This window comes from Kosakonia sp. HypNH10 (assembly GCF_029850615.1).
GTDB lineage: Bacteria > Pseudomonadota > Gammaproteobacteria > Enterobacterales > Enterobacteriaceae > Kosakonia > Kosakonia cowanii.
The window spans coordinates 152,051-178,924 of the sequence record NZ_JAOTIU010000005.1; the positions used below are offsets into that span (position 1 = coordinate 152,051).

At 57.8% G+C, this 26,874-nt stretch carries 24 protein-coding genes; 11 read left to right on the plus strand and 13 right to left on the minus strand.

Annotation, left to right across the window (positions count from 1 at the left end):
- Nucleotides 1-3: 3 nt before the first annotated feature.
- Together tdh and N7V53_RS15970 are read left to right on the plus strand one after the other, a co-directional pair.
- Nucleotides 4-1,029: an L-threonine 3-dehydrogenase gene (gene tdh, locus N7V53_RS15965; RefSeq protein WP_124966998.1), complete on the plus strand. Its 1,026-nt coding sequence runs from the start codon at nt 4-6 to the stop codon at nt 1,027-1,029.
- 288 nt (nt 1,030-1,317) lie between these two features.
- Nucleotides 1,318-2,352 (plus strand): glycosyltransferase, encoded by a 1,035-nt coding sequence (locus tag N7V53_RS15970; RefSeq protein WP_279793979.1) that lies wholly within the window; start codon nt 1,318-1,320, stop codon nt 2,350-2,352.
- A 9-nt stretch (nt 2,353-2,361) separates the two neighbouring features.
- Here the strand turns inward: N7V53_RS15970 and N7V53_RS15975 are convergent, their stop codons facing one another.
- Genes N7V53_RS15975 through gpmM form a run of 3 tightly spaced genes read right to left on the minus strand, consistent with a single transcriptional unit; the run spans nt 2,362 to nt 6,113 of the window.
- Nucleotides 2,362-3,291: a divergent polysaccharide deacetylase family protein gene (locus N7V53_RS15975; protein WP_279793980.1), complete on the minus strand. Its 930-nt coding sequence runs from the start codon at nt 3,289-3,291 to the stop codon at nt 2,362-2,364.
- Nucleotides 3,292-3,293: 2 nt separating this feature from the next.
- Nucleotides 3,294-4,559 carry a murein hydrolase activator EnvC gene (gene envC / locus N7V53_RS15980; RefSeq protein WP_124967001.1) on the minus strand — a complete coding sequence of 422 codons (1,266 nt, stop codon included), beginning with the start codon at nt 4,557-4,559 and terminating at the stop codon, nt 3,294-3,296.
- 9 nt (nt 4,560-4,568) lie between these two features.
- Nucleotides 4,569-6,113: a 2,3-bisphosphoglycerate-independent phosphoglycerate mutase gene (gpmM, locus tag N7V53_RS15985; protein WP_279793981.1), complete on the minus strand. Its 1,545-nt coding sequence runs from the start codon at nt 6,111-6,113 to the stop codon at nt 4,569-4,571.
- Between the two features lie 244 nt (nt 6,114-6,357).
- Between gpmM and N7V53_RS15990 the strand changes: the two genes are divergently transcribed.
- The 5 genes from N7V53_RS15990 (at nt 6,358) to cysE (ending at nt 9,510) form a co-directional block, all read left to right on the plus strand.
- A complete protein-coding gene (locus N7V53_RS15990) occupies nt 6,358-6,789 on the plus strand; it encodes a rhodanese-like domain-containing protein (RefSeq protein ID WP_042718673.1) in 432 nt (143 codons plus the stop codon).
- Nucleotides 6,790-6,836: 47 nt separating this feature from the next.
- A complete protein-coding gene (gene grxC / locus N7V53_RS15995; protein WP_054802704.1) occupies nt 6,837-7,088 on the plus strand; it encodes a glutaredoxin 3 in 252 nt (83 codons plus the stop codon).
- 39 nt (nt 7,089-7,127) lie between these two features.
- Nucleotides 7,128-7,595, plus strand: coding sequence for a protein-export chaperone SecB (gene secB, locus N7V53_RS16000; protein ID WP_042718670.1), 468 nt, complete (start codon nt 7,128-7,130; stop codon nt 7,593-7,595).
- Entirely contained in the window at nt 7,595-8,605 is a 1,011-nt protein-coding gene (gpsA, locus tag N7V53_RS16005) for an NAD(P)H-dependent glycerol-3-phosphate dehydrogenase (RefSeq protein WP_042718668.1), read from the plus strand. Before secB ends, gpsA begins: the two co-directional genes overlap by 1 nt.
- Nucleotides 8,606-8,688: 83 nt before the next feature.
- Complete coding sequence (gene cysE / locus N7V53_RS16010) at nt 8,689-9,510, plus strand: serine O-acetyltransferase (RefSeq protein ID WP_042718667.1); 822 nt, start codon at nt 8,689-8,691, stop codon at nt 9,508-9,510.
- 153 nt (nt 9,511-9,663) lie between these two features.
- Here the strand turns inward: cysE and trmL are convergent, their stop codons facing one another.
- The 8 genes from trmL to N7V53_RS16050 form a co-directional block, all read right to left on the minus strand.
- Nucleotides 9,664-10,137 (minus strand): tRNA (uridine(34)/cytosine(34)/5-carboxymethylaminomethyluridine(34)-2'-O)-methyltransferase TrmL, encoded by a 474-nt coding sequence (gene trmL, locus N7V53_RS16015; protein ID WP_042718666.1) that lies wholly within the window; start codon nt 10,135-10,137, stop codon nt 9,664-9,666.
- A 62-nt stretch (nt 10,138-10,199) separates the two neighbouring features.
- On the minus strand, nt 10,200-11,387 hold the full coding sequence (gene lldD / locus N7V53_RS16020) for an FMN-dependent L-lactate dehydrogenase LldD (RefSeq protein ID WP_279793983.1): 1,188 nt from the start codon (nt 11,385-11,387) through the stop codon (nt 10,200-10,202).
- A complete protein-coding gene (gene lldR, locus N7V53_RS16025; RefSeq protein WP_279793984.1) occupies nt 11,384-12,160 on the minus strand; it encodes a transcriptional regulator LldR in 777 nt (258 codons plus the stop codon). Before lldR ends, lldD begins: the two co-directional genes overlap by 4 nt.
- Nucleotides 12,157-13,812 (minus strand): L-lactate permease, encoded by a 1,656-nt coding sequence (gene lldP / locus N7V53_RS16030; protein ID WP_124967006.1) that lies wholly within the window; start codon nt 13,810-13,812, stop codon nt 12,157-12,159. The genes lldR and lldP overlap by 4 nt, the downstream gene beginning before the upstream one ends.
- A gap of 261 nt (nt 13,813-14,073) precedes the next feature.
- Nucleotides 14,074-14,436, minus strand: coding sequence for a YibL family ribosome-associated protein (locus tag N7V53_RS16035; RefSeq protein ID WP_124967007.1), 363 nt, complete (start codon nt 14,434-14,436; stop codon nt 14,074-14,076).
- 54 nt (nt 14,437-14,490) lie between these two features.
- On the minus strand, nt 14,491-15,078 hold the full coding sequence (mtlR, locus tag N7V53_RS16040; protein ID WP_094193208.1) for a mannitol operon repressor MtlR: 588 nt from the start codon (nt 15,076-15,078) through the stop codon (nt 14,491-14,493).
- Nucleotides 15,078-16,241 carry a mannitol-1-phosphate 5-dehydrogenase gene (mtlD, locus tag N7V53_RS16045; protein ID WP_124971199.1) on the minus strand — a complete coding sequence of 388 codons (1,164 nt, stop codon included), beginning with the start codon at nt 16,239-16,241 and terminating at the stop codon, nt 15,078-15,080. Before mtlD ends, mtlR begins: the two co-directional genes overlap by 1 nt.
- Nucleotides 16,242-16,335: 94 nt before the next feature.
- The gene (locus N7V53_RS16050; RefSeq protein ID WP_279793985.1) at nt 16,336-18,249 is read right to left on the minus strand and encodes a PTS mannitol transporter subunit IICBA; all 1,914 of its coding nucleotides are present in this window, start codon (nt 18,247-18,249) and stop codon (nt 16,336-16,338) included.
- Nucleotides 18,250-18,903: 654 nt separating this feature from the next.
- Here N7V53_RS16050 and N7V53_RS16055 point away from each other — a divergent pair.
- From N7V53_RS16055 to N7V53_RS16070, 4 genes are all read left to right on the plus strand, one after another.
- Nucleotides 18,904-19,512: a glutathione S-transferase gene (locus N7V53_RS16055; RefSeq protein WP_279793986.1), complete on the plus strand. Its 609-nt coding sequence runs from the start codon at nt 18,904-18,906 to the stop codon at nt 19,510-19,512.
- 92 nt (nt 19,513-19,604) lie between these two features.
- Nucleotides 19,605-20,981 carry an L-seryl-tRNA(Sec) selenium transferase gene (gene selA, locus N7V53_RS16060; RefSeq protein ID WP_279793987.1) on the plus strand — a complete coding sequence of 459 codons (1,377 nt, stop codon included), beginning with the start codon at nt 19,605-19,607 and terminating at the stop codon, nt 20,979-20,981.
- The gene (gene selB, locus N7V53_RS16065) at nt 20,978-22,828 is read left to right on the plus strand and encodes a selenocysteine-specific translation elongation factor (RefSeq protein ID WP_279793988.1); all 1,851 of its coding nucleotides are present in this window, start codon (nt 20,978-20,980) and stop codon (nt 22,826-22,828) included. The genes selA and selB overlap by 4 nt, the downstream gene beginning before the upstream one ends.
- 106 nt (nt 22,829-22,934) lie before the next feature.
- Complete coding sequence (locus N7V53_RS16070; protein WP_279793989.1) at nt 22,935-23,402, plus strand: 4Fe-4S dicluster domain-containing protein; 468 nt, start codon at nt 22,935-22,937, stop codon at nt 23,400-23,402.
- A gap of 7 nt (nt 23,403-23,409) precedes the next feature.
- On the opposite strand, the gene avtA is transcribed toward N7V53_RS16070, so the two are convergent.
- Both avtA and N7V53_RS16080 read right to left on the minus strand, forming a co-directional pair.
- Entirely contained in the window at nt 23,410-24,708 is a 1,299-nt protein-coding gene (avtA, locus tag N7V53_RS16075; protein ID WP_042718646.1) for a valine--pyruvate transaminase, read from the minus strand.
- A 94-nt stretch (nt 24,709-24,802) separates the two neighbouring features.
- Entirely contained in the window at nt 24,803-26,839 is a 2,037-nt protein-coding gene (locus tag N7V53_RS16080; RefSeq protein ID WP_279793990.1) for an alpha-amylase, read from the minus strand.
- Nucleotides 26,840-26,874 lie beyond the last annotated feature (35 nt).

Sequence of the window (26,874 nt, forward strand, 5' to 3'; positions counted from 1 at the left end):
GAAATGAAAGCGTTATCCAAACTGAAAGCGCAAGAAGGCATCTGGATGACCGATGTGCCGGAACCGGAAGTTGGGCACAACGATCTGCTGATTAAGATCCGCAAAACCGCGATTTGCGGCACCGATGTGCACATCTACAACTGGGATGAGTGGTCGCAAAAAACCATTCCGGTACCGATGGTGGTCGGTCATGAGTACGTAGGTGAAGTGGTTGGCATCGGCCAGGAAGTGAAAGGCTTCAAAATCGGCGATCGCGTCTCCGGCGAAGGGCATATCACCTGCGGACACTGCCGTAACTGCCGCGCCGGTCGTACCCATTTATGCCGTAATACCGTCGGCGTCGGCGTCAATCGCCCGGGCTGTTTTGCGGAGTACCTGGTGATCCCGGCCTTTAACGCCTTCAAAATCCCGGACAATATCCCTGACGAACTGGCATCCATTTTCGACCCGTTTGGTAACGCCGTGCATACGGCGCTCTCCTTCGATCTGGTGGGCGAAGATGTGCTGGTCTCTGGCGCAGGCCCCATCGGCATTATGGCGGCCGCGGTCGCCAAACACGTTGGCGCGCGCCATGTGGTGATCACCGATGTGAACGAATATCGCCTTGAGCTGGCACGCAAAATGGGCGTCACACGCGCGGTAAACGTCGCCAAAGAGAACCTTACTGAGGTGATGGCGGAGCTGGGGATGACGGAAGGGTTCGACGTAGGTCTGGAGATGTCCGGCGCGCCTGCGGCATTCCGTACCATGCTCGATACCATGAACCACGGCGGACGCATTGCCATGCTCGGTATTCCGCCTTCGGAGATGTCGATCGACTGGAACAAAGTCATCTTCAAGGGGCTGTTTATCAAAGGGATTTATGGCCGTGAGATGTTCGAAACCTGGTACAAAATGGCCGCGCTGATCCAGTCCGGTCTCGACCTCTCACCGATCATTACCCACCGCTTCGGGATCGATGAATTCCAGCAAGGATTTGACGCGATGCGTTCGGGTCAGTCCGGCAAAGTCGTGTTGAGTTGGGATTAAAAGAGTAAGGGCCAGATAATGGCCCTTTTTTCTGCGATAAATCTCAAAACACATTTATTAAATGTAAACTTTTGTCAGTGTCATAAATTCTTCGCAATTCCGCAATACTCTTATTACGCCCCTTAACTCCCCAGGCTACTCTGAATAATCTTAGTTTGCATCGGCGATGAAACTTAATCGTAACCGCTGTGTCTGAGAATTTACCTAATCAATCTGCCAGACCTTAATTTTTTCTTAATTAAAACAATTTAAAAATAGTCACTGTAATGACAATAAATCAGGTAATTAATGATGAATAGCCCTGGTAAGCTTAGCGTTATTATCCCCCTCTACAATGCGGGCGATGACTTTGTACCTTGCATGGAATCCCTGTTAGCGCAAACCTGGACGGCGCTTGAAATCATCATTGTCAATGATGGTTCGACCGATAATTCTGCTGAAATAGCAGAGCGTTATGCAAAGAAGTACCCGCATATCCAGCTTATTCACCAGTGTAATGCCGGTGCCTCGGTGGCGCGTAATCGTGGCTTAACGTATGCCACAGGTGAATACGTCGCGTTCGTCGATGCCGATGATATTGTCTATCCGCAAATGTATGAAACACTGATGAAAATGGCGCTGGAGGACAATCTGGACGTCGCGCAGTGTAACTCGGACTGGTGCGATCGGCAGAACGGCAGCACCTGGCAATCCATTCCGCTGGATCGTATTCGTTCTACCGGCGTACTCAGCGGGCCTGATTGGTTAAGAGTGGCGCTGGCAAGCCGTCGCTGGACGCACGTGGTCTGGATGGGCGTTTATCGCCACGATGTAATTAAGCAAAATCGTATTGAATTTATTCCCGGGCTGCATCACCAGGATATTATCTGGAGTACCGAATTTATGTATAACGCCAAACGCGTGCGTTATACCGAACAATCGTTATATAAATATTTTCTCCATGGCTGTTCGGTCAGCCGTTTGAAGCGCCAGGGATTAAAGAACCTTGCCTATCAGCGTCATTACATGAAAATTACGCGCCTGCTGGAGAAATTGAATCGCGATTACGCTGACCGCATTACAATATATCCCGAATTCCACCAACAAATTACGTATGAAGCACTCCGCGTATGCCACGCCGTGCGAAAAGAGCCGGATGAAATAATTCGCAAGCGCATGATTGCCGAAATATATGCATCAGGAATGTTTAAACGTCTGGTCACTAATGTCCGCAGCCCTAAGCTTGCTTATCAGGCGCTGCTGTGGTCACTTCGTCTGTATAAATGGCGGGACAAGACGACGTCACACCACCGTCTTGCCCGTAAAGCGGTGAAAATCTACTAGCAGCGCTGCTTACTTCCGGCCCCAGCCCTGCCACTGGTGCTGGAAGTACTGTACCAGCGTACTTTCGCTGATGCTCTCTCCCAACACGCTAAAGAAGCGGCTGGCATTCACCGGCTCTGGCTTCTGCTTCGCTTTACACACCTTCGCAACGCGGAACGGGTTACGTGGCGGCTGCGGCTGCGCGTCAGGTTTGGCTGGCGTTGAGTTGTCGACCTGCGGCTCATGAAGCAGATCGCTCGGTCGCACCAGCGTAATGTCAGAGGGTAAGTTTGCCAGCGCCTGCTGCAATACGCGTACGGTCGCCGGATGTGGGTGTCCAATAGCGATAGCCGAGCCGTTACGGCGCGCCAGCGCGACGGCACGCTCGAACTGACGGCGAATATCGCCCTCATTCTGCGTATCGTCGAGGAACACTTTGCGCTTAATCACTTTTACCCCAGTGCCGGAGGCTGCGCGCATCGACTGGCTATTGCCAATGGTCATGCTGTCGAGGAAGTAGAGGTTATAGCGCTCCAGCGCCTGCATCACTTTCTGCATGCCAAACAGGCTGGAGGTCATGGCGCTGCCCATATGGTTATTCAACCCGACGGCATAGGGCACTTTATTCACGGCGTCACTGATGATGCGCTCAATCTCTGCGCTGCCCATCTCCGGGCGCAGGGTATCTTTTTCCAGCGGCTGTTTGCTGAGCGGTGCCATCGGCAGATGGATCAGCACTTCGTGGCCGCTATTGTGCGCTTTGGTCGCCATGTCGCGGGCGTGCGTGGCATTGGGCAGCACCGCGACGGAGACCGCCTGCGGCATGGCCAGCACCTGGTTTTCTGTCTGGGGACGGTAGCCAAAATCGTCGATAACGATGGCCAGTTTGCCGGCAAACACCGGCGAGGAGAGCGCCAGCACGCTGGCAAGAGTGATCACGATGCGGCGAAGTTGAAGCAAACCTATCTTCCCAACCACGGCTGTGGATTGACCGCCTGGCCCTGACGGCGAATTTCAAAATAGAGTGAAGGCCGGCCCTGACCACCACTGCTCCCGACGAGAGCTATCGGCTGGCCTGCGCGCACCTGCGCACCGACGCTAACGAGGGCGCTTTGGTTATAACCATAAAGGCTCATATCACCTTTGCCGTGCTCTACGACAACCACCAGGCCATAGCCCTGTAGCCAGTCGGCGAGGATCACGCGCCCGTCGGCGATGGCTTTGACTTCGCTGCCTTCAGACGCACCGATAACAATCCCTTTCCACCGTAGCTCACCCTGCAGCTGTTCGCCATAACGATGGAGTAACGGACCGCGAACCGGCCATATCGCGCGGCCTGCCGGCGAGCCTAAGCCGCCGGTGCGGGACATCAGAGAGCGTTCGCTCTCGGTTGGCTTATAGGTAGTGCCTTTGCGGCTGGCCTCGTTCTGCCGCTCACGCACCGCCTGTGCTTCACGGGCTTCGCGCTCGGCGCGGGCTTTCGCTGCTGCTTCCGCGCGGGCAAGGCGATCGCGCAGACGTGATTCGTTAGCGCGCATCTCGCTGAGCTGCTGCTGACCTTCCTGAATCGAGGATTCAAGCCCGGCAAGGGTCTTTTTACGCTCGTTTCGCGCCTGCTCCAGCTTCGCCTGCTGCGCTTTCTGCTCATAAAGCAGGGTTTGCTGCTGGCTCTGCTTCTCTTCCAGTTCGGCCTTTTGCGAGGTGACCTCTTCACGCGTCTGTTTGAGCTGCGCGATGGTCTCCTGGCGCGCCTGGTTGAGATAGCCGAAGTAAGCCTGCAAACGCTGGCCGCGCTGGCTCTCTTCACCGCTCAACAGAAGCTGGATACCGCTGTGCTCGCCCTGGCGAAACGCGGCATCGAGCTGCGCGGCAAGATTGCGCTCCTGCGACGCGCGCTGACGCTCCAGTTTGGCGATGGAGGCGTTCATCTCATCAATCTGTTTATTGAGTTCAGAGAGTGTGCTTTCGGTTTCGTGCAGCTGGCGGGCAGCGGCGGAGATGGCCTCCTCCTGCGCCTTCAGCTGCGCAAGCAGGCCTGCGCGCTGCTGCTGTTGTTGGCGAACCGCGCGCTCTTTGGCGGCGATATCGGCCTGGATAGATTTGAGCTGATCGCGGTCATCCGCGTGGGCGGGAACGGCGCACAGCAAAACGCCAGCGCTGAGTGCGCTGGCGCAGAGCAGAGGTCGGAGCCCGACCCATGTAATTGAAAAAATCGCCTTTCCCCTCATGGGGAGCGATTATTCCACGATGAACAGCGGCTTACCAGTCATCTCTTGCGGGATTTCCTCGCCCATCAGCGACAGCATGGTCGGCGCGATGTCGGAAAGTTTGCCGCCGGAGAGTGCTTTCACCCTTTTGTCACCCACATAAATCAGCGGAACCGGCAGATTGGTGTGCGCGGTATGTGCCTGACCGGTTGAGGGATCGCGCATCTGCTCGGCGTTGCCGTGGTCGGCGGTAATCAGCAACTGCCCGCCAACGGACTCAACGGCGCGGGTGACCTGCGCAATGCAGTTATCCAGCGCTTCCACGGCGGCGACAGCTGCATCAAACACACCGGTATGACCAACCATATCGCCATTCGGGTAGTTACAGATGATGGTGTCATATTTGCCGCTGGTAATGGCGGCGACCAGTTTTTCCGTCAGTTCGGCGGAGCTCATCTCCGGTTGCAGATCGTAAGTGGCAACTTTCGGGGAGTTAATCAGGATGCGGTCTTCGCCCGGGAACGGCTCTTCAACGCCACCGTTAAAGAAGAAGGTGACATGGGCATACTTCTCCGTTTCGGAGATACGCAGCTGGGTGCGATTTTTCTTCGCCATCCACTCACCAAGGGTGTTGGCAAGAGAGGTCGGCGGGTAGGCCACGGCAGTTTTGATGTCGGCGGCGTATTCGGTCAGCATCACAAAATCGAGATTGACCACTTTCTTACGCGCGAAGCCGTCAAAATCGGCGTTAACAAAGGCACGGGTGATTTCGCGGGCGCGGTCGGCGCGGAAGTTCATGAAAATCAGCGCGTCGCCATCTTCCATTGCCGCATCGGGTTGGCCAGCGGCGCGAATGACCGTCGCTTTCACAAACTCGTCGTTTTCGTCGCGGGCGTAAGCGGCTTGCAGCCCGGCAACGGCGCTGTCGAAGGTGAACTCGCCTTTGGCCTGGGTCATCAGGTCGTACGCCTGCTCGACGCGATCCCAGCGGTTGTCGCGATCCATGGCGAAGTAACGACCAATAATTGACGCCACGCGGCCTTTACCGAGGGCGGCGAACTTCTCTTCAAATTTTTTCAGCGAGGATTCAGCGCTGCGCGGCGGCGTATCGCGGCCATCAAGGAAGGCGTGCAGGTAGATTTTCTCTGCGCCGCGTTCGGCGGCCAGTTCGACCATCGCCATAATGTGATCTTCATGGCTGTGCACGCCGCCTGCGGAGAGCAGGCCCATAATGTGCACCGCTTTGCCGGCGCTAACCGCGTTATCCACCGCGCCGCGCAGTACCGGGTTAGTGAAGAAGGTGCGCTCTTTAATCTCAACGTCCAGGCGGGTTAAGTCCTGGTAGACAATACGCCCGGCACCGAGGTTGACGTGGCCCACCTCGGAGTTGCCCATCTGGCGATCCGGCAGACCGACTTCCAGGCCGGAAGCATCAATCAACGTGTGCGGACGGTTGGCCCACAGGCTATCCATCACCGGAGTTTTAGCGTTGAAAATGGCGTTATCTTGCTGATCTTCGCGATAGCCGTAGCCATCGAGAATCACCAGTACCATAGGTTTTTTTGAAACCGACATTGCGACAACCTCATGCTCTGAAGATAAAAATTTGCGTAATTTTACTACAGCTGAATCGATCAAATAGCCGCAGAAGATCAAAGAAAGGGGCCACCTGGGGGGATGTTTTACATCGCTTTGTTTATTTTTTTCGTAACACGCCGCAGAAAATGCAATCCATCGTGCTCGCTGGCTGTATTTGCCCAACTGCGCAGGTATACTCCTTGCTGGTTTTTAATCACTTAGTCGGGAGCTGTTACCCCAGATGCAAGAAATTATGCAATTTATTGGACGCAACCCGATACTCTGTATCGGCTGGCTTGCGTTGTTCGCCGCGGTGTTATACACGACCTTCAAAGGCGTCGCGTCGAAAGTGAAAGTGATTTCCCGTGGCGAAGCCACGCGCCTCATCAACAAAGAAGATGCGGTGGTTGTGGACTTACGTCAGCGCGATGATTTCCGTAAAGGTCATATCGCCGGCGCTGTGAATTTGCTGCCAGGCGAGATCAAAGCCAATAATGTAGGTGAGCTTGAAAAACGTAAAAGCACGCCGATTATTGTTGTAGACGGTACCGGCCTGCAGGCGCAGACCCCGGCAAACGAGCTGGTAAAAGCCGGTTTCGAGAAAGTCTTTGTGCTCAAAGACGGTGTCTCCGGCTGGGTCGGCGAAAATCTGCCGTTAGTTCGCGGTAAATAAGTTATCCGGTGGGCTTCGGCTCACGGGGTAAAACCAGGAGAAGAGATATGGCCAATATTGAGATCTACACCAAAGCAACCTGCCCGTTTTGCCACCGCGCAAAAGCGCTGCTGAGCAGCAAAGGCGTTGATTTTGCCGAGCTGCCGATCGACGGCGACATGGTAAAACGTGAAGAGATGATTCAACGTAGTGGCCGTACCACGGTTCCGCAGATCTTTATTGATGCACAGCATATCGGCGGCTGCGACGATTTATTTGCGCTGGATGCGCGTGGCGGATTGGATCCGCTGTTAGGTTAATGCTTTCTAAGCACTACAACACTTAAGGGTTACTTATTCATGTCTGAGCTAAACAACACCGAAATGACTTTCCAGATTCAGCGTATCTACACGAAAGATATCTCTTTCGAAGCGCCGAATGCGCCGCACATCTTTCAGAAAGAGTGGCAGCCGGAAGTCAAACTGGACCTCGACACCGCGTCAACGCAGCTGGCGGACGGCGTGTATGAAGTGGTTCTGCGCGTAACCGTAACCGCCTCACTGGGCGAAGAGACCGGCTTCCTGTGCGAAGTACAGCAGGGTGGCATCTTCTCTATCGACGGTATCGAAGGCACCCAGATGGCGCACTGCCTGGGCGCATACTGCCCGAACATCCTGTTCCCGTATGCCCGTGAATGCATCACCAGCCTGGTTTCCCGCGGTACATTCCCGCAACTGAACCTTGCACCGGTCAACTTTGATGCGCTGTTCATGAACTACCTGCAACAGCAGACTGGCGAAGGTGCCGAACAACATCAGGATGCCTGATGAACGCACTTAATGCTGCAATGACTGTGATCGGTGCCGGCTCTTACGGCACCGCTCTTGCCATCACGCTGGCAAGAAATGGCCACCAGGTTGTGCTCTGGGGCCATGACCCAAAACATATCGCGACGCTGCAACGCGACCGTTGCAACGTGGCGTTCCTGCCCGATGTGCCTTTCCCCGATACCCTTGAGCTTGAGAGCGACCTTGCCCGCGCGCTGGCCGCCAGCCGCGACATTCTGGTCGTGGTGCCAAGCCATGTCTTTGGTGAGGTGCTGGCGCAGATCAAACCGCTGATGCGTAGCGATGCGCGCATTGTCTGGGCGACAAAAGGGCTGGAGGCGGAAACCGGGCGTCTGTTACAGGACGTGGCGCGTGAAGTCTTAGGCTCCTCTATTCCGCTGGCGGTGATCTCAGGTCCGACGTTCGCCAAAGAGCTGGCGGCGGGAATGCCGACGGCAATCTCTTTAGCCTCCACCGACCCGCAGTTTGCCGACGATCTTCAGCAGCTGCTGCACTGCGGCAAGAGCCTTCGCGTCTACAGCAACCCGGACTTCATTGGCGTGCAGCTTGGCGGCGCGGTGAAAAACGTGATTGCGATTGGCGCGGGCATGTCTGATGGCATCGGCTTTGGCGCGAATGCGCGCACGGCGCTTATCACGCGCGGTCTGACGGAGATGTCGCGGCTTGGCGCAGCGCTGGGTGCCGATCCTGCCACCTTTATGGGCATGGCGGGGCTGGGCGATCTGGTGCTGACCTGTACCGACAATCAGTCGCGTAACCGCCGTTTTGGCATGATGCTCGGTCAGGGCATGGATGTCGAAGGCGCGCAGGAGAAGATAGGCCAGGTGGTTGAGGGCTATCGCAATACCAAAGAAGTGCGCGCGCTGGCGCACCGGTTTGGCGTCGAAATGCCAATAACCGAGGAAATTTATCAGGTATTGTATTGCGGAAAAAATGCGCGCGAGGCAGCATTAACGCTGTTGGGCCGCGCCCGCAAGGATGAGCAATAAGCGGCTAATCGCAGGGATTCTCATCACTATCACGTCAAGGCTGGCTGAGTCCGGCCTTGCTTTTATTTCGTCTGGAGTAAGCAATGCCGTGTGAAGAACTGGATCTGGTCTGGAAAAATATCAAAGCCGAAGCGCGCGCGCTGGCGGACTGTGAACCGATGCTGGCCAGTTTTTATCACGCAACCTTACTCAAGCATGAAAACCTCGGCAGTGCCCTGAGCTATATGCTGGCGAACAAGCTGGCGTCGCCCATCATGCCCGCCATCGCCATTCGCGAAGTGGTCGAAGAGGCCTACGCCGCAGACCCGGAGATGATCGCCTCCGCCGCCTGTGATATTCAGGCCGTGCGCACCCGCGACCCGGCGGTGGATAAATACTCAACGCCGCTGCTCTATCTGAAAGGGTTCCACGCCCTGCAGGCGCACCGTATTGGTCACTGGCTGTGGACGCAGGGCCGACAGGCGCTGGCGATTTTCCTGCAAAACCAGGTCTCAGTCAGTTTTCAGGTTGATATTCACCCGGCGGCGACCATCGGTCGCGGCATTATGCTCGACCACGCCACCGGCATTGTGGTGGGTGAAACGGCGGTTATCGAAGATGACGTGTCGATTCTGCAGTCGGTTACCCTCGGCGGGACCGGCAAAACCAGCGGCGATCGCCATCCGAAGATCCGTGAAGGGGTGATGATTGGCGCGGGGGCGAAGATCCTCGGCAATATCGAAGTGGGGCGCGGCGCGAAAATCGGTGCCGGCTCCGTGGTGTTGCAACCCGTACCGCCGCACACCACCGCCGCAGGCGTTCCGGCGCGTATCGTTGGTAAGCCAGAGAGCGATAAGCCGGCGATGGATATGGATCAGCATTTTAATGGAGCCAATCACGGGTTTGAGTACGGCGACGGTATTTGAAAAATGCCGGATGGCGCTGCGCTTATCCGGCCTACAACTATTTTTGCCAATAACGCCAGAAGTGCGGTAGGTTGATGCTCGCTACCCGTACCCGCTACCCGTAGGCCGGATAAGGCGTAGCCGCCATCCGGCAATTCCACACCAACTACCTCATCAGCTGCGCAACACCGCGCCGGGATAACCGAGCTGGCGCCAGGCTTCATACACCACCACCGACACCGCATTGGAAAGGTTCATGCTGCGGCTGTCCGGCATCATCGGAATACGGATCTTCTGCTCCGGCGGCAGCGCGTCAAGAATGGTGGCGGGCAGGCCGCGGGTTTCCGGGCCAAACATTAAATAATCCCCATCGGCAAACGACACGGCGCTGTGCGCGGGCGTCCCTTTGGTGGTCAGCGCAAACAGGCGCTGAGGCTGAGCGGCGGCCATAAAGGCGTCGTAATCAGCATGACGCTGCACGGCGGTGAATTCGTGGTAATCCAGTCCTGCACGGCGCAGGCGCTTATCGTCCCAGGTAAAGCCCATCGGCTCGATGATATGCAGACGAAAGCCGGTGTTAGCGCACAGGCGGATAATATTCCCGGTATTGGGCGGGATCTCAGGTTCAAATAAGACAATGTTCAGCATGCAGCCCCCTTAATAGCGGGGGCAGGATAGCACTCTCCCCAGGGCGGGGAGAGCATTTTTTACTACGCCGCATCGCCGTGCGACAGCGGTGCCAGCGCGGCGGGGATCTCGCTCTGCGCCTGCACTAACGAGTCCTTGCTGATTTCGCGAATCGATTTCGCGCCGGTCAGCGTCATCGCCACGCGCATCTCTTTTTCAATCAGATCCAGCAGGTTAGCCACCCCCTGTCGGCCATGTGTCGCCAGCGCATAGAGATAGGCGCGGCCAAGCAGCACGGTGTCTGCGCCGAGCGCAATCATCCGCACCACATCAAGGCCGTTACGAATCCCGCTATCCGCAAGAATGGCAATATCGCCTTTCACCGCATCGGCAATGGCCGGAAGCGCGCGCGCCGAGGAGAGCACGCCATCAAGCTGGCGACCGCCGTGGTTAGAGACGACAATCCCATCCGCGCCAAAACGCACCGCGTCGCGGGCATCTTCCGGGTCGAGGATCCCTTTGATCACCATCGGGCCATCCCAGAATTCACGGATCCACTCCAGGTCTTTCCAGGAGATGGAAGGATCAAAGTTGTTCGCCAGCCAGCCAATATAATCCTCCAGCCCGGTAGGTTTACCAAGATAGGCAGAGATATTGCCCAGATCGTGAGGACGACCATTGACGCCCACATCCCACGCCCACTGCGGATGCATCACCGACTGCCAGTAGCGGCGCAGTGCGGCGTTTGGCCCGCTCATCCCGGAGTGCGCATCGCGATAACGCGCGCCGGGGGTCGGCATATCGACGGTAAAGACCAGCGTGGAACAGCCCGCTGCCTTTGCCCGCTCCAGCGCATTACGCATAAAGCCACGATCGCGCAGCACGTAGAGCTGGAACCACATCGGGCGCTTAATGGTTGGCGCAACCTCTTCAATCGGGCAGACGGAGACGGTCGACAGGGTAAAGGGGATGCCTTTGGCATCTGCCGCCCCGGCAGCCTGCACTTCGCCGCGACGGGCATACATACCGCACAGCCCGACGGGTGCCAGCGCGACCGGCATTGAGAGCTTTTCATTGAACAGCGTGGTCTCAAGGCTCAGGTCGGACATATTCTTCAGCACCCGCTGGCGGAGCGCGACCTGCGATAAATCCTCGACGTTGCGGCGCAGGGTATATTCGGCGTAAGCGCCACCGTCGATATAGTGAAACAGGAACGGCGGCAGAATGCGTTTTGCCGCGGCGCGATAGTCGCTGGCTGCGGAAATAATCATGCTTTTTTCTCCCTTAAATGAATCAGTTGCTCGTCGGGCAGGCGGGTAATGCGCGCCTGGCGGGCCCGGTCTTCGTCAAACTGGCGAATCGTGGTGTGGACGAAAGCGAGGTGCGCCATCATCGCCTGACGCGCTCCCTCGGCATCGCCCGCAAGAATGGCATTCATTACCGTGCGGTGTTGCTCCGTAAGCCGGGCGAAAACCGGCGGAACAAGGTACATCCGCTGGCGGCTCTGCTTGACCGAGGATTGCAATAGGTCGAAGAAACCGCGCATGGTTTGCAGCAGCACCACATTGTGCGAGGCTTCGGCGATCGCCAGATGGAAACGCACATCCGCCTGCGAGGCGAGATCCGGATCATCGGATTGCGACGCCTCAAAGCAGAGCACGATTTTCTCTTTATCCGCTTCGGTGGCGCGCATCGCCGCATGCCAGGCGGTGCTGGCCTCAATAGCGTGGCGGGCTTCGAGAATATCAAAGCTGTAATCGGGGTCGTCATTGAGCAGCGTTTTCAGCGGCTGGACGATGTTCTGCTCCGACCAGGCCTCATGCTGCCAGCGTACAAAGGTTCCGCCGCCGCGGCGGCTCAGCAGCACGCCTTCGCTGACCAGCATTGCCAGCGCTTCGCGTAAGGAGTTGCGTGATACGCCAAGCTGCACGGCAAGCTGGCGCTCGGCGGGCAACTTCATGCCCGCTTCCAGCTGTTGTTCTGCAATTAACGCCCGTACGCGGTCGGCGACCTCGTCTGCCAGGCGTCTGGGTAATAGGTTCATGGGATCATCCAGGTCAGCACATAAGCCTGCAAGGTGGTGATCACGCCGACCATGCAGGTGAATATCAGGCTGTGTTTGACGGTAAAGCGGAAGAGATCGGACTCTTTGCCCACCAGTCCCACCGCCGCACAGGCGATAGCAATGGACTGCGGCGAGATCATCTTGCCGGTGACGCCGCCGGTGGTGTTAGCCGCCACCATCAGCACATCCGAGACGCCAATCTGCTGTGCGGCGGTGGCTTGCAGCGCGGCAAACAGCGCGTTTGATGAGGTGTCGGAGCCGGTCAAAAAGACCCCCAGCCAGCCCAGGAACGGCGAGAAAAAGGTAAACGCACTGCCGGTGTGTGCCAGCGCTAATGCCAGCGTCGACGACAGGCCCGAGTAGTTGGAGATAAAGGCGAAAGCCAGCACCATGCCGATAGAGTAGATAGGCAGCGCCAGCTCTTTCAGCGTACCGGCAAAAGTGGTGATGGCATCCTTCGGTTTCATCTTCAGCCACACAATCGAGAGGATTGCCGCAAAGAGAATGGCGGTGCCGGTGGCAGAGAACCAGTCAAACTTATAGACCGCCGCATACGGCGTGGCGGCGTTCACCACCGGCGGCATGCGCGCCACCAGCTTATCAAGGTGCGGCACAGAGATATTAAACACCCAGTCGTAGAGCGCGCCGCCCGGCGCAAAGAGCGCTTTGAAGGGTGGAACGCTCCACAGCGTCACGGTCGCGGTCAGGAACAGGAACGGCGACCAGGCGCGCAGGATCTGCCCGGCGCTGTATTTCGTGCGGGATAGATCGAGATCGACCTGCGATGCGCCCATATCGCCAAAGCGGAAAATGCGCACCGGCTTCCAGCGTTTGAGGAACAGCGTCAGGCAGACCAGCGACACCAGCGAGGAGATGATGTCCGGCAGCTCCGGGCCGATAAAGTTAGAGCTGAGATACTGCGCAATGGCGAACGACCCACCGGCAACCATCACCGCAGGCCAGGTCTCTTTCACCCCGCGCCAGCCATCCATAATCGCCATGATCCAGAAGAGCACAATAATGGTCAGGAAGGGGAGCTGGCGCCCCACCATCTGGCCGATTTCGAAGCTGTCCAGCCCGGTCACCTGGCCGGCAACCAGAATCGGAATGCCCATCGCACCGAAGGCCACCGGCGCGGTGTTGACGATCAGGCACAGCCCGGCGGCATAGAGTGGGTTAAAGCCCAGCCCCACCAGCAGGGCGGCGGTGATCGCCACCGGCGCGCCAAACCCGGCGGCCCCTTCCAGAAACGCGCCAAACGAGAAGCCGACAATCAGCATCTGCAAACGCTGGTCTGGCGTAATGGAGAGAATCGACGAGCGAATAATGTCGAACTGACCGGTTTTGACGGAGATCTTATAGACAAAGACGGCGGCGATAATGATCCACGCAATGGGCCACAGACCGTAGAAAAAGCCGTACACCACCGACGCCAGCGCACGATCCACCGGCATTTTGTAGAACAGCAGCGCAACGGCAAGGGCGATGGCGACGGTCCAGCTTGCCGCAACATAGCCTTTGAGCTTCAGCTTTATCAGCGCGAAAAAGAAGAACAGGATCGGAAGCGATGCGATGAGGCTGGAAAGCCAGAGATTACCAGCCGGGTCATAGTTCTGTTGCCAGAGCGTCATGCAGGTCTCCTGAGAACCACAGCAAAACCGCGAGCGATAAGTCTCTGCTTAGCTCTGTCTCACAGGTTTTGTAAAAGTGGTCCTGCCAATGCGGTTGTGTAGGGTTTGTGATAACGAATGGTTATCCAAATGTTGCGGCGTGGCAATCAGGCTGTGAAGGCATTTAGTGGAACTGTGAAGCGCGGAGAAAAAGCAGAGGGAATTGGTAGGGCCAATTAAGGCCGCCCGCGCGCTCAAGGGAGGCGGGGCGGAGAGAAGCTGTCAGAACTCGGTGTTGGCGAAACCGGTCATCGCGTCGAGACCCATTTCACGGCCCAGCGCCGTCATCGGGTGAACCACGACAATCCCGCGCACGCTTTTTTTCAGCTTGCCGAGGTCAGCCTGCTCTTTCTTGGTAATCGGGCGGCTGAAACGCATTTGCGTCAGTTTCTGCGCCTCTTTACTCAGCTTCTGGCTGTATTGGTCGCGCAGGCGGGCGATTTCGGTCTCCAGCGTGGTCTTCTCTTTTTCCAGTTCGGCGTACTTCTCAGCCGCGTCAACCAGAGAGAGCTCCGCCTGCTGGTGGCGGATCGCGTCGAGACGGTCGCTCAGACGCTTAATTTCGTTTTTTTCGACTTCTTTCATGATAGGCATTTTCTTCAGGAACAAAGTGCAAGGATACAACACTTCAGGAGGGGATTACTTCTGGAATGCTTTTTTTAAGCTGATCCGTGAGATCAGCTCGGTGAGCGAAAGCACCATGGTGGAGCGCACCACCTGCTGATAACGCTGTTTTTGCATGGCGAAAAAATCTGCATCGCTGGTATCAAAGACGGGCTGCGGCGGCAGGGCGGCGACGCAGTGCAGTTCGCCAAACGGCCCGAGGATCTCATCATCGGTGAAGGCGTACTCCGTGCCATCGTGGTTCAGCTCTTCGCGCAATGCCATCAGCAGCTCGGCATCTTCATACTCGGCCCGCGAGATAACCCCGAGGCCGTAAATCAGCTTCAAACGCACAGACAAATTGCCCAGCGGACCGTCGCCGTCCAGCAGCGGCTCGACGGCATATTTCACCGCGTAGTCATCTTTGCGAAACACCTGTAGCACGAGGATATTGATCGCTTCATTGAGTAACTCAACGGCGGCAATCAAAAAACTGCGCACGGTTTTTCCCGCATTCAGACGCTCGAGTACACGGTTTTCGAAAGCCTGGGTGTGTTCCATTATTGCCTGCATATCTGACAACTTCGTTAGCTGGCGCGGGGTCTCCCGCGCCAATATCGGCATCATGCCTGGGTTTGATAAGCGTTAACGGCTTCGTGTACCACCGGGCTGTCGGCGTCGAGGCCGGAAACCTGCGCCAGTGCCGCCTGCGGGCCTTTCTCAGCAATAAGCTGAGCCAGCTCCTGCGCCTGCGGATCCTCTTCGCTGCGATAGTGCATCGCGGCGGCGATCCCTTGCACCAGGTTGGCGTGCGGCAGGTTGTACTCCAGCGTGCCGAGCAGCGGTTTAATCAGACGGTCGCCCGCGCTCAGTTTACGCAGCGGTTGACGCCCTACGCGCTCGACATCGTCTTTCAGATAGGGGTTCTCAAAACGACCCAGGATTTTCTGAATATAGGCCGCGTGCTTATCCGCATCGAAGCCATAACGCTTGATCAGCACCGCGCCGCTCTCTTCCATCGCGCCTTTCACCACGGCACGAATTTTCTCATCAAGGATTGCGTCGCGAATAGTTTGATGACCGGTCTGTTTTCCAAGGTAGGCGGTTATAGCATGCCCGGTATTCAGCGTGAAGAGCTTGCGCTCAACAAAGGCCATCAAATTGTCGGTCAGCTCCATCCCCGGAATGGTCGGCAGCGCGCCCTTAAACTGGGTTTTGTCGACAATCCACTCGCTGAAGGTCTCGACGGTCACTTCCAGCGGATCGTTGTTGGCAGACGCGGAAGGGGGAACAATGCGGTCAACGGCAGAGTCGACGAAGCCGACATGCGCTTCAACCCAGGCTTTATCCTCTTCTGCCAGCTGGGCGAAAACATGCCCTTTCAGCTGGCTGGTGCCGCGCACCATATTTTCACAGGCGATAATGTTCAGCGGCGTATCGATGCCCTGCGCCTTACGTTTTACCAGCCCTTTGGCAACTGCCGGGGCGATGCGCTCCAGCACGACCGGGCCAACGGCGGTGGTGACTAAATCCACCTGCGCAATCAGGTCGACAACCTCATCGCCGATGCTGCTCACCGCATTGACGCCAGAGACGGTATCCACCTGCTCTTGTTCACCCACTACGTGAACCTGATAGCTATGACGGGCGTTGAGGGCGTCCAGAACCACCTGATTAACATCGGCGAACGTCAGTTCAATCCCCGCGTCGGCCAACAACTTGCCGATAAAGCCACGTCCGATATTACCTGCGCCAAAATGTAATGCTTTCATAGAATGACCCTTTATCAATGTTTTTACCCGAGAGGGCTGGGGTGAGGAACGTCAGCGGCTTCTCCTCACCCAAGCCCTCTCCTCCGAAGAGGAGAGAACGTGGAGCGGATTACTGGTTCAGCAATGCCAGTACTTCCTCAACGCTTGTGGTGTGCGTGAGACGTTCGACAATCGTCTCATCATCCAGCGCAGTGGTCAGGCTGGTAATCACCTGAATGTGTTCGTTATTACGTGCGGCAATACCGATCACCAGATGCGCAATCTCATCCTCTTCTTCACCGAAGCGCACGCCCTGCGGATACTGACAGAAGACCACGCCGGTTTTCAGGACGCGATCTTTCGCTTCCACCGTGCCGTGCGGAACTGCAATAGACTGGCCCAGATAGGTTGGGGTCATTTTTTCACGTTCCAGCATCGCGTCAATATATTCAGGCTGCACATAGCCGCCTTTGACCAGCTGCTCACCGGCAAAGCGGATCGCCTCTTCTTTCTGCGTGGCGCTACAGCCGAGGAAGATATTCTCCGCGCCCAGCTTAAACAGATGGCTGTTGGAGGTATCAAAGCTGTCCTGCAGGCTGCTGTTAACCTTCGCTTCGTTAGTCGTGTGGCGTTGGGCGGCCGCAAGACGCTCGGTCAGGCCGGTGTACAGGCCGCTGTCGAGGAAGTTGGTCAGCGAGATATGCTGCGCTTGCGGTGCCTGGCGCATGGCGCGCTCGGTCAGGTCGCGGTGCGTAATCACCAGATCGACATCGGACGGCAGGCTGTTAATCGCACTGTTGGTAACAGAGATGTTGGTCAGGCCCGCATCCTGCACTTTCTTACGCAGCACGCCTGCGCCCATGGCGCTGGAGCCCATCCCGGCATCACATGCGACGATGATTTTGCGCACGTGGCTCAGATCGTTAGTGACATCTTTTGTCCCCTGCGCAGTAGCAGCGCCTTTGGACTCAGCTTTCATATCCTGCATACGGCGGGTTGCCGCTTCGATATCGTCCTCTTCCTCTTTCACTTTGCTGGTTTTCAGCAGGATTGCCGCGATAACGAAGGAGACAATCATGGCTGCGAAAATCGCCGCGAGGTTAGCGAAGTAGGCACCTTTTGGCGTCATCGCCAGCACCGCGAGGATAGAGCCAGGAGAAGCCGGAGAGACCAGGCCGCCGTTCAGCACGCTCAGCGTAAAGACGCCGGTCATACCGCCGAGGATCACCGCAATCAGCAGACGCGGGTTCATCAGCACGTACGGGAAGTAAATCTCATGGATCCCGCCGAGGAAGTGAATAATCGCCGCGCCGCCCGCAGACTGCTTCGCGCTGCCGCGACCGAAGAACATATACGCCAGCAGGATACCCATACCCGGGCCCGGGTTCGCTTCAATCAGGAAGAAGATGGACTTGCCGATCTCATGGGACTGCTGAATACCCAGCGGCGAGAAGATACCGTGGTTGATGGCGTTGTTAAGGAACAGGATTTTCGCCGGCTCAACGAAGATAGAGGCCAGCGGCAACATGTCGTGAATCACCATAAAGTGCACGCCTGCGGCGAGCGCTTTAGAGAGCACTTCCACCGCCGGGCCAATCGCCAGGAACGCCAGAATGGCGAGGATCATCCCGATGATGCCAGCGGAGAAGTTGTTCACCAGCATTTCGAAACCGGACTTGATCTTACCGTCGACGGCCGCGTCAAATTTCTTGATGCAGTAGCCGCCCAGCGGGCCTGCAATCATCGCGCCGAGGAACATCGGCATATCCGCGCCCACGATCACACCCATGGTAGTGATAGCACCCACCACGCCACCACGATCGCCACCCACCAGGCGACCGCCGGTAAAACCGATCAGCAGCGGCAGCAGGTAGGTAATCATCGGGCCGACGAGTTTCGCCAGCGTCTCGTTAGGTAACCATCCCGTCGGTATAAACAGCGCGGTGATAATCCCCCACGCGATAAAGGCGCCGATATTCGGCATCACCATATTGCTCAGGAAACGACCAAAGCTTTGCACCTTGATCTTGATATCGGATGACATAGAACACCCCTTCTTATGTTTGCTAGCGCACAGGCCGGAAGCCCGAGGTTTATTGTTAATGTGGCGGCAGAGGTAGCCGGACCTGAATTGTCTGTGATGCGGAATCTGGCACCGAATCGTTAACCTGTCCAGATGACACACTTTTATGTGATCTTGATCACGCTGAGGCCGGGGGTTATCCACCATTAACAGTGATTTTCGTCACAAAAAATGAGTGTAAAAAAAGAACAGCGCGCAGAATTTGTGCGGCATCGGGCATTAAATGTGAGTTGCGTCACATTTGTTTGCCGGATGTTTGTTATTAATTTGTGACATAAGTCACAAGATATTTTCCTCGGAAAATTCCGAACGTGATCGACCGCAAAGTGCGCCTTTTCATCAGCCCAAAGATGTAACTCCCTTTCATCATTCAGGCGGTAATGATGCTGGAGTAAGAAATTGACACGGTGATGAACGCAACGCGCGCCTTTTATGCTTTAAGAGAGGCTCTTTTTTTCTGGATGAGATTCCTGGTTTTAGCCGCTTGCCGTTCCAGCCTGGGTGAAAAGGACTATTTTGTTATTGACCTGCGATGTAAGGAGGTTCGCTGTACAACCCCGGCACGTGACGTACACTCTTTTTTATCCCTGCGGCAAATTTCAAAAGGACACGGCAATGAAACTGATCGGCAGCTATACCAGCCCGTTTGTACGCAAAATCTCCGTCATACTGCTGGAAAAAGGCATCACCTTTGAATTTATCAATGAGCAGCCCTACAGCGCCGAGAGCGGCGTCGGTCACTACAATCCGCTCGGCAAAGTACCGGCGCTGGTCACCGATGAGGGAGAAGTGTGGTACGACTCGCCGATCATTGCGCAATACATTGACCTGCTGGGTGCAGAGCCGCCGATGCTGCCGGACGATGCTAAGGCAGCGCTGAAAATCCGCCAGCTGGAAGCGCTGGCCGACGGCATTATGGACGCTGCGCTGGTCTCGGTGCGTGAATTAGCCCGCCCGGTAGAGCAGCAGTCGCAGGCGGAGCTACTGCGCCAGCGGGAAAAAGTCTCTCGCGGTCTGGATGCGCTGGAGAAGTGTCTGCAAGAGGGCGAACTCGCCGTCGATACGCTTAACCTTGCAACCATCGCGATTGCCTGCGCCATCAGCTACCTCAACTTCCGCCGCGTCTCGCCGGGCTGGAACGTCAATCGCCCGTTACTGGTGAAGCTGGTGGAAAATCTCTTCCAGCGTGAAAGCTTTGCCCGTACGGAACCGCCCAAGGCGTGATCCGTGTTATGCCCGCCTGAGAAAATCGCTGTACAATCCCCCTCACGTCAACACCCCTGACGGGAGGGGTAACTCCACAGCCGGGCCTTTTCATGACAACTCTTTACAGCCAGATTCCTTCGACCGATCGCCTGTTACGTGATGAGGCGTTCGCATCGCTGTTAACCACGTATGGCCATAGCCGCGTCACGCAAACCCTGCGTCATTTGCAGGATGAAGCGCGCGCAGAGATCCGTGACGCCCGGCGCTTGCCCGCCTGGTGTGAAAACTGGGCGCAGGCCGCGTTACAGCACCTGGAGCAGGAAAACAGTGGCGCGCTGCGTTCGGTGTTTAATCTCAGCGGCACGGTGCTGCATACCAATCTCGGGCGCGCGGTGCAGTCGCAGGCGGCCATTGATGCGGTGACCACGGCGATGGGCTCGGCGGTAACGCTGGAGTACGATCTCGACGGTGCCGGACGCGGCCATCGCGATCGCGCGATTGCGGCGCTGCTCTGCCAGTTAACGGGCGCGGAAGATGCCTGCATCGTCAACAACAATGCCGCAGCGGTGCTGCTGATGCTGGCGGCAACGTCAGCCGGTGGCGAAGTGGTGGTATCGCGCGGCGAGCTGGTGGAGATTGGCGGCGCGTTTCGTATTCCCGATGTGATGCGTCAGGCGGGCTGCATTTTGCATGAAGTGGGTACCACCAACCGCACCCACGCCAAAGATTACCGCCAGGCAATCAATGCCAATACCGCGTCGCTGATGAAAGTCCACACCAGTAACTACCATATTGCAGGCTTTACCAAAGCGGTGGAGGAAGCCGAGCTGGTGGAACTGGCGCAGGAAGCCGATCTGCCGGTAATTGTCGATCTCGGCAGCGGCTCGCTGGTCGATTTAAGCCTCTACGGTTTACCAAAAGAGCCGATGCCGCAGGCGCTGATCGCTGCGGGCGTCAGCCTGGTGAGTTTCTCCGGCGATAAGCTGCTCGGTGGGCCGCAGGCGGGGATTATCGTCGGTAAAAAAGCGTTGATTGAACAGCTTCAGCACCACCCGCTGAAACGCGCGCTACGGGCGGATAAAATGACCCTCGCGGCGCTGGAAGCGACGTTGCGCCTCTATCTGCACCCGGAAAAACTGACGCAAAACCTGCCGACGCTGCGCTATCTCACCCGCCCAGAGGCGGAGATCCGCGACCAGGCCCAGCGCTTATGCGACGCGCTTACCGCCCGCTACAGCGAGTTTGCGCTGCGCGTCGAGCCCTGTCTGTCGCAAATCGGCAGCGGATCGCTGCCCGTCGAGCGGCTGCCGGGCGCGGCGCTGACATTTACCCCGCATGACGGCAGCGGCCGTCGGCTGGAAGCGCTGGCAACGCAGTGGCGCGCGCTGCCGCAGCCGGTGATTGGCCGTATCTATGAGGGCCGTCTGTGGCTCGATTGCCGCTGTCTTGATGATGAATCCCGCTTGCTGGAGATATTGCTGAAATGATTATTGCCACTGCCGGGCATGTCGACCACGGCAAAACCACCCTGATCGAAGCCATTACCGGCGTCAATGCCGACCGCCTGCCGGAAGAGAAGCGGCGCGGCATGACCATCGATCTGGGCTACGCCTACTGGCCGCAGCCGGATGGCCGCGTGCCGGGCTTTATTGATGTGCCGGGGCATGAAAAATTCCTCAGTAATATGCTGGCGGGCGTCGGCGGTATCGATCACGCGCTGCTGGTGGTGGCCTGCGACGATGGCGTGATGGCGCAGACCCGTGAACACCTGGCCATTTTGCAACTGACCGGCAACCCGGCGCTCACCGTCGCGCTCACTAAAGCCGACCGCGTCGACGACACGCGCATCGCCGAGGTGCGCGAAGAGGTGGAGCAGACCTTACGGGCGTTTGGCTACCCGCAGGCGACGCTGTTTGTCACCGCTGCCGCCGAAATGCGCGGCATTGATGCGCTGCGCGCGCACCTGTTGCAGCTGCCGGAGCGGGCGCATCCGGAGCATCAGCGCTTCCGGCTGGCGCTGGATCGCGCCTTTACGGTGAAGGGAGTAGGGCTGGTGGTTACCGGCACGGCGCTCTCCGGCGATGTCCGTATCGGCGATACGCTGTGGCTCACCGGCGTTAATAAGCCGATGCGCGTGCGCGGTCTGCATGCGCAGAATCAACCCGTTGAACATGCTCACGCCGGGCAGCGCATTGCACTGAATATTGCCGGTGATGCGGAAAAAGAGGCGCTCAGTCGCGGCGACTGGCTGCTGTCGCAACAGCCGCCTGCGCCAACGGAGCGGGCGATCGTTGCCCTTCATAGCCATACGCCGCTCACCCAGTGGCAGCCGCTGCATATCCATCACGCCGCCAGCCATGTCACCGGGCGCGTCTCGCTGCTGGAGGATGGCTTAGCCGAGCTGGTGCTGGATACGCCGCTGTGGCTGGCAGATAACGACCGGCTGGTGCTGCGCGATATCTCCGCGCGCACTACGCTTGCGGGCGCTCGCGTGGTGACGCTGAACTCGCCGCGGCGCGGCAAGCGCAAAGCAGATTACCTGGCGTGGATAGCCGACCTTGCGCGTGCTGAAGATGATGCGCAGGCGCTCAGCGCGCACCTGTCGCGCGGCGCGGTGGATCTCACCGCCTTTGGCTGGGCGCGTCAGCTCAGCACCAGCGGCCTGAATGCACTGCTGGAGAACCCCTGTTTTATTCGGGCCGGTAATAACCTGCTCGATGCGCCGATAGCCGCCCGCTGGCAGCGCAAGCTGCTGGAGACGCTGGCGACCTACCATCAGCAGCACCATGACGAACCCGGCCCCGGCCGGGAACGTTTGCGTCGCATGGCGCTGCCGATGGAGGATGAAGCGCTGGTCTTAACGCTGATTGAGCGTATGCGCGAGAGCGGCGATATCCAGAGCCATCACGGCTGGCTGCATCTGCCGGAGCATAAAGCGGGCTTTAACAATGAGCAGGCGCAGCTGTGGCAGAAAGCCGCGCCGCTATTCGGTGATGAACCCTGGTGGGTGCGTGATTTGGCGCGTGAAACGGGGGTTGATGAGCAGGTGATGCGCGGCGTATTGCGCCAGGCGGCGCAGCAGGGGCTGATCACCGCCATCGTCAAAGACCGCTACTACCGCAACGATCGCATTGTCACCTTCGCCAGCATGATCCGCGATCTCGATCAGGGGCGCGGCTCCACCAGCGCGGCGGATTTTCGCGACCAGCTTAATGTCGGGCGCAAGCTGGCGATTCAGATCCTCGAGTACTTCGATCGCATTGGTTTTACCCGCCGCCGGGGCAACGACCATATTCTGCGCGACAAGGCGCTCTTTATTAACGAGAAGGGTTAAGGCACTTCGCCTGGGGATAAATGTGCCGATCTGCCGGGTGCGATCAAAGCGCGCAGGCGGTTTTTTCTGGCACTCTCGCTCTTTTCAGCCTCAGGCGGGAGGACGCGTGAACCGATTTATCATCGCCGATGCGGCAAAATGCATCGGCTGCCGCACCTGCGAAGTGGCCTGCGCGGTGTCGCACCAGCAGGATCAGGATTGTTCGGGCCTTAATCCCGCCCGTTTCTCTTCACGCATTCGCGTGGTCAAAACCGGCGATTTCTCCACGGCAGTTACCTGTCATCACTGTGAAGAGGTGCCCTGCGCCAGAGCCTGCCCGGTCGGTGCCATTTACCGCGCGCAGGGCGCAGTGGTGGTGGAGCAGTCGCGCTGTATTGGCTGCAAAAGCTGCATGATCGCCTGCCCGTTTGGCGCAATGGAGGTAACTTCAGCGCCGTTACAGGCGCTGAAATGCGATCTCTGTCAGCACCGCGACGGCGGGCCAGCCTGCGTTGAGGCCTGCCCGACGAGCGCGCTGAGTTGTGTCGATCCGGCGCGGTTACGCGAAGCGCGGCTAAAAAGCCTGCCCGCGTAAACCGTTGTCAGGCGCTGTGCTCCTGCCATGCGCGCTCCACCTCTTCGGCGAGGATTTTAACGCCCGCTTCGATAAGCTCTGGCTCCGGCACATAGTTCATGCGCATGCATTGATGGGTGTGCGGCCACGGCTTATCGAGGCCGGGGAAGAAGTAGTCTCCCGGCACCATCAACACGCCGCGTTTTTTCAGGCGCTGGTACAAAAGCTCGGTGCTGATCGGCAGATCTTTAAACCACAGCCAGAGGAAAATCGCCCCTTCCGGTTTATGGATCAGGCAGCGCTCCGGCGGCAGATAACGGCGCAGCGTGGCGATGGTCTCCTGCACGCGCTGGTAGTAAAAGGGCTTAATCACCTCATTTGAGAGGCGCAGCAGGTCTTTGCGCTTAATCATCTCGCACATCATCGCCGGGCCAATGCCGCCCGGTGAGAGGCTGATAATGCCGTTCATATTGCGAATGGCAGAGATCACTTTGTCATTGGCGATAATGATGCCGCAGCGGCTACCCGGCAGGCCCAGCTTCGACAGGCTCATGCAGAGAATGATATTCGGGTTCCACAGCGGGCGCGCTTCGCTGAAGATTATGCCGGGGAAGGGGACGCCGTAGGCGTTATCAATCACCAGCGGGATATTGTGCTGATTGGCCAGCACGTCCAGCTTCATCAGCTCCTCATCGGTGATGACGTTACCGGTCGGGTTGGTCGGGCGCGAGACGCAGATCATCCCCGTCTCTTCACCGATATGCAGGTGCTCGAAATCGACGTGGTACTTAAACTGCCCTTCCGGCAGCAGCTCAATATTGGGTCGCGTGGAGACGAAGAGATCCTCTTCCAGCCCGGCGTCGGCGTAGCCGATATACTCGGGCGCCAGCGGGAAGAGCACTTTGCGCGTGCTGCCGTCGGCGCGGCGGCCAGCAAAGAGGTTAAACAAATAGAAAAACGCGCTCTGGCTGCCGTTTGTCAGTGCAATGTTCTGCGGTTCAATATCCCAACCTAACTCTTCACGCAGCATCGCGGCCAGCGCCGTCAGAAGCTCGGTTTTTCCCTGCGGACCATCGTAATTACACAGGGCATCCGTGGCGCTGCCGCTCTCCAGCATCTGTGAAAGTAGCTGCTGGAAGTAGTCGGTCATCGCCGGGATTTTTGCCGGGTTGCCACCGCCGAGCATGATAGCGCCAGGGGTGCGTAAACCGTCGTTAAGATCCTCCATCAGACGCGTAATGCCTGAATGTCGGGTAAATTTGTCGCCGAAAAGTGAAAATGTCATCGCTACTGCTCTGTCGGGCTGCGGGTGAAAGTGGCTAACCATAACGCTCTCACCCGCGAGGTGCAAATCTCCCTTCGCCGCAGTTTATCGACGTTTGCTCTTAACAAGTGTGCTTTATCAGCACAATCTTCTGGTATTAATTCTGCTGCGCCCGCCCGGCCCAGACGACCATCACTTTATCCTCGCCCTGGGTGCGTACAAAGCCGTAACCCTGCGGCAACGCAAGCGATGTTTGCTTACCGCTGCCCAGCGCCGGATGGCGCGCGCGGAACTGCCCGAGCGTCTGCCAGTGGCGCAGGCTGGCGGCGGCTTTACCATCAAGATCCTGCCAGTTCATCTCCGATCGCGTGCCCTGTAGCGGATCCGAACCCGTCGGGCCAAAGGGGCGATCGGATTCGTCGCCGTAGAAGATCTGAACCGCACCGGGGGCGAGCAGCAACAGCTCTGCCGACTGCGCACCGCCTTCGCGGAACAGGCGGGTATCGTGGGAAGAGAGATAGCTCAGCACATTAAAGCTTTGCAGCTTCTCCGCCATCTCTTGCCAGACGCTGTCCATATTCGCCAGGCAACTGGCGGCATCTGCGGCCTGCTGCTGGTAGTCGAAGTTGATCATCGCATCGAAACCGTGCTGATAGTAAGCGCTCTGCATCACGCCGTGCCCCCAGGATTCGCCGGTCATCCAGAAGGGCGCATCGTCGATTTTCTTCTGCGGATTGGCCTGTTTCCACTCTGCCAGCGCCGCCGTAGCCTGGGTTTTTAATTGCTGCCAGGCCTCCAGCTCAACGTGTTTGGCTGTATCAACGCGAAAACCATCAATGCCGTAGTCGCGCACCCACTGGCTCAGCCAGTGGGTCAGGTAGTCGCGCGGCGTGTAACCGGCAATCTCGCGCGCGGCGGTGTCCGGTTTATGGCGATAAAAGAGCGGCAGCCCGGAAGGCTCTTTCGATTCGGTTTTCAGATCCGGCAGGAAGGCCAGCGACATCGTCAAATCGTCGAAACCGGGGTTGTCGTAATCGCCAATATCGGTGCGGATCCACTTTTTGCCCCACCAGTTTTGCCAGGCGGTTTTATCGCTGAAGTTGATGTAATCATTGAAGCTGTGCCAGGTTTGCCCGGCGGCGGGTTTCCAGTCGGTCCAGTGCTCGCCGAGGATTTTTTTGCGCTCCTCCTCTTTCAGGTAGAGCGCGCCGAACTGGTAGGTCTGCATATCCGCAAGCGTTGCGTAGCCGGTGTGGTTCATCACCACATCAAACAGCACGCGGATGCCGCGGCGGTGCGCTTCATCAACCAGCGTGCGCAGATCGTTTTCATCGCCCATATTGGCGTCGAGGCGCGTCCAGTCGAGCGTGTAGTAACCGTGGTAGGCATAGTGGGGGAAATCCCCTTTGGTGCCGCCGCCGACCCAGCCGTGGATCTGCTCTAGCGGTGAGCTGATCCACAGGGCGTTTACGCCAAGCTGCTGCAAATAGTCGAGCTTGCTGGTCAGCCCCTTCAGGTCGCCGCCGTGAAAGGTGCCAATCTCCTGCATGCCATCTTTGTGCCGCCCGTAACTGTTGTCATTGGCGGGATCGCCGTTGACATAGCGGTCGGTCAGCACGAAGTAGACCGTGGCGTTATGCCACTGAAACGGTGCCGCGCCGCGCGTCTGCGCTGGCTCAAGCAGCAGCAGGCCGTTGCTCTCTTTCGCTGGCAGCAGCGTGATTTTGCCCTCGCGCACCGTTGCGGTTTGCTGGCTGTAGAAATCCCGCACTTCGCTGCCTTCCGGGAAGGTGTCGCCAACCGGAATGGTCAGCGGTTTATCGCTGCGCACCGGGCACTGGCGCGCCACCACCGCTTGCTTCTCTGCCGGGGCTTTTACGCTGATTAACAGCGTCGGCGTGCCGGAGCGGGTATCAAGCTGCAACTGATAGTCGCCGTCGCGGAAGATACGCCACTGCGGCGCGCTGGCGCTGCACGGCACCAGCGACAGCATCTGATTGAGCTTGATGGCACCGGCAGGCTGCCAGCACGCGTCGCCTTGCTGCACGGTAACGGGCATCTCACCCTTTTTCAGCGTTGCCTGGCTGCGCCAGACGCCGGTGCCGTCGTCAGTTAACGCGGGAAAACCGGCCGCCGTCCAGTCGGCGCAGGCGACGCCAGGCAGTAACAGCAGAAGTAAGGCAGCGTGTTTCATCAATAAGCCCCGTGATAGCGATTTTCCCTAGTGTG

Coding starts and splice junctions, on each gene's coding strand:
- selB (WP_279793988.1), top strand. CDS start 20,978: ATGATTATTGCCACTGCCGGGCATGTCGACCACGGCAAAACCACCCTG.
- lldP (WP_124967006.1), bottom strand. CDS start 13,812: ATGACGCTCTGGCAACAGAACTATGACCCGGCTGGTAATCTCTGGCTT.
- gpsA (WP_042718668.1), top strand. CDS start 7,595: ATGAACGCACTTAATGCTGCAATGACTGTGATCGGTGCCGGCTCTTAC.
- lldD (WP_279793983.1), bottom strand. CDS start 11,387: ATGATTATTTCCGCAGCCAGCGACTATCGCGCCGCGGCAAAACGCATT.
- N7V53_RS15990 (WP_042718673.1), top strand. CDS start 6,358: ATGCAAGAAATTATGCAATTTATTGGACGCAACCCGATACTCTGTATC.
- tdh (WP_124966998.1), top strand. CDS start 4: ATGAAAGCGTTATCCAAACTGAAAGCGCAAGAAGGCATCTGGATGACC.
- N7V53_RS15970 (WP_279793979.1), top strand. CDS start 1,318: ATGATGAATAGCCCTGGTAAGCTTAGCGTTATTATCCCCCTCTACAAT.
- lldR (WP_279793984.1), bottom strand. CDS start 12,160: ATGAACCTATTACCCAGACGCCTGGCAGACGAGGTCGCCGACCGCGTA.
- secB (WP_042718670.1), top strand. CDS start 7,128: ATGTCTGAGCTAAACAACACCGAAATGACTTTCCAGATTCAGCGTATC.
- mtlR (WP_094193208.1), bottom strand. CDS start 15,078: ATGCCGATATTGGCGCGGGAGACCCCGCGCCAGCTAACGAAGTTGTCA.
- trmL (WP_042718666.1), bottom strand. CDS start 10,137: ATGCTGAACATTGTCTTATTTGAACCTGAGATCCCGCCCAATACCGGG.
- N7V53_RS16055 (WP_279793986.1), top strand. CDS start 18,904: ATGAAACTGATCGGCAGCTATACCAGCCCGTTTGTACGCAAAATCTCC.
- selA (WP_279793987.1), top strand. CDS start 19,605: ATGACAACTCTTTACAGCCAGATTCCTTCGACCGATCGCCTGTTACGT.
- N7V53_RS16050 (WP_279793985.1), bottom strand. CDS start 18,249: ATGTCATCCGATATCAAGATCAAGGTGCAAAGCTTTGGTCGTTTCCTG.
- N7V53_RS16035 (WP_124967007.1), bottom strand. CDS start 14,436: ATGAAAGAAGTCGAAAAAAACGAAATTAAGCGTCTGAGCGACCGTCTC.
- avtA (WP_042718646.1), bottom strand. CDS start 24,708: ATGGTTAGCCACTTTCACCCGCAGCCCGACAGAGCAGTAGCGATGACA.
- gpmM (WP_279793981.1), bottom strand. CDS start 6,113: ATGTCGGTTTCAAAAAAACCTATGGTACTGGTGATTCTCGATGGCTAC.
- grxC (WP_054802704.1), top strand. CDS start 6,837: ATGGCCAATATTGAGATCTACACCAAAGCAACCTGCCCGTTTTGCCAC.
- N7V53_RS16080 (WP_279793990.1), bottom strand. CDS start 26,839: ATGAAACACGCTGCCTTACTTCTGCTGTTACTGCCTGGCGTCGCCTGC.
- cysE (WP_042718667.1), top strand. CDS start 8,689: ATGCCGTGTGAAGAACTGGATCTGGTCTGGAAAAATATCAAAGCCGAA.
- envC (WP_124967001.1), bottom strand. CDS start 4,559: ATGAGGGGAAAGGCGATTTTTTCAATTACATGGGTCGGGCTCCGACCT.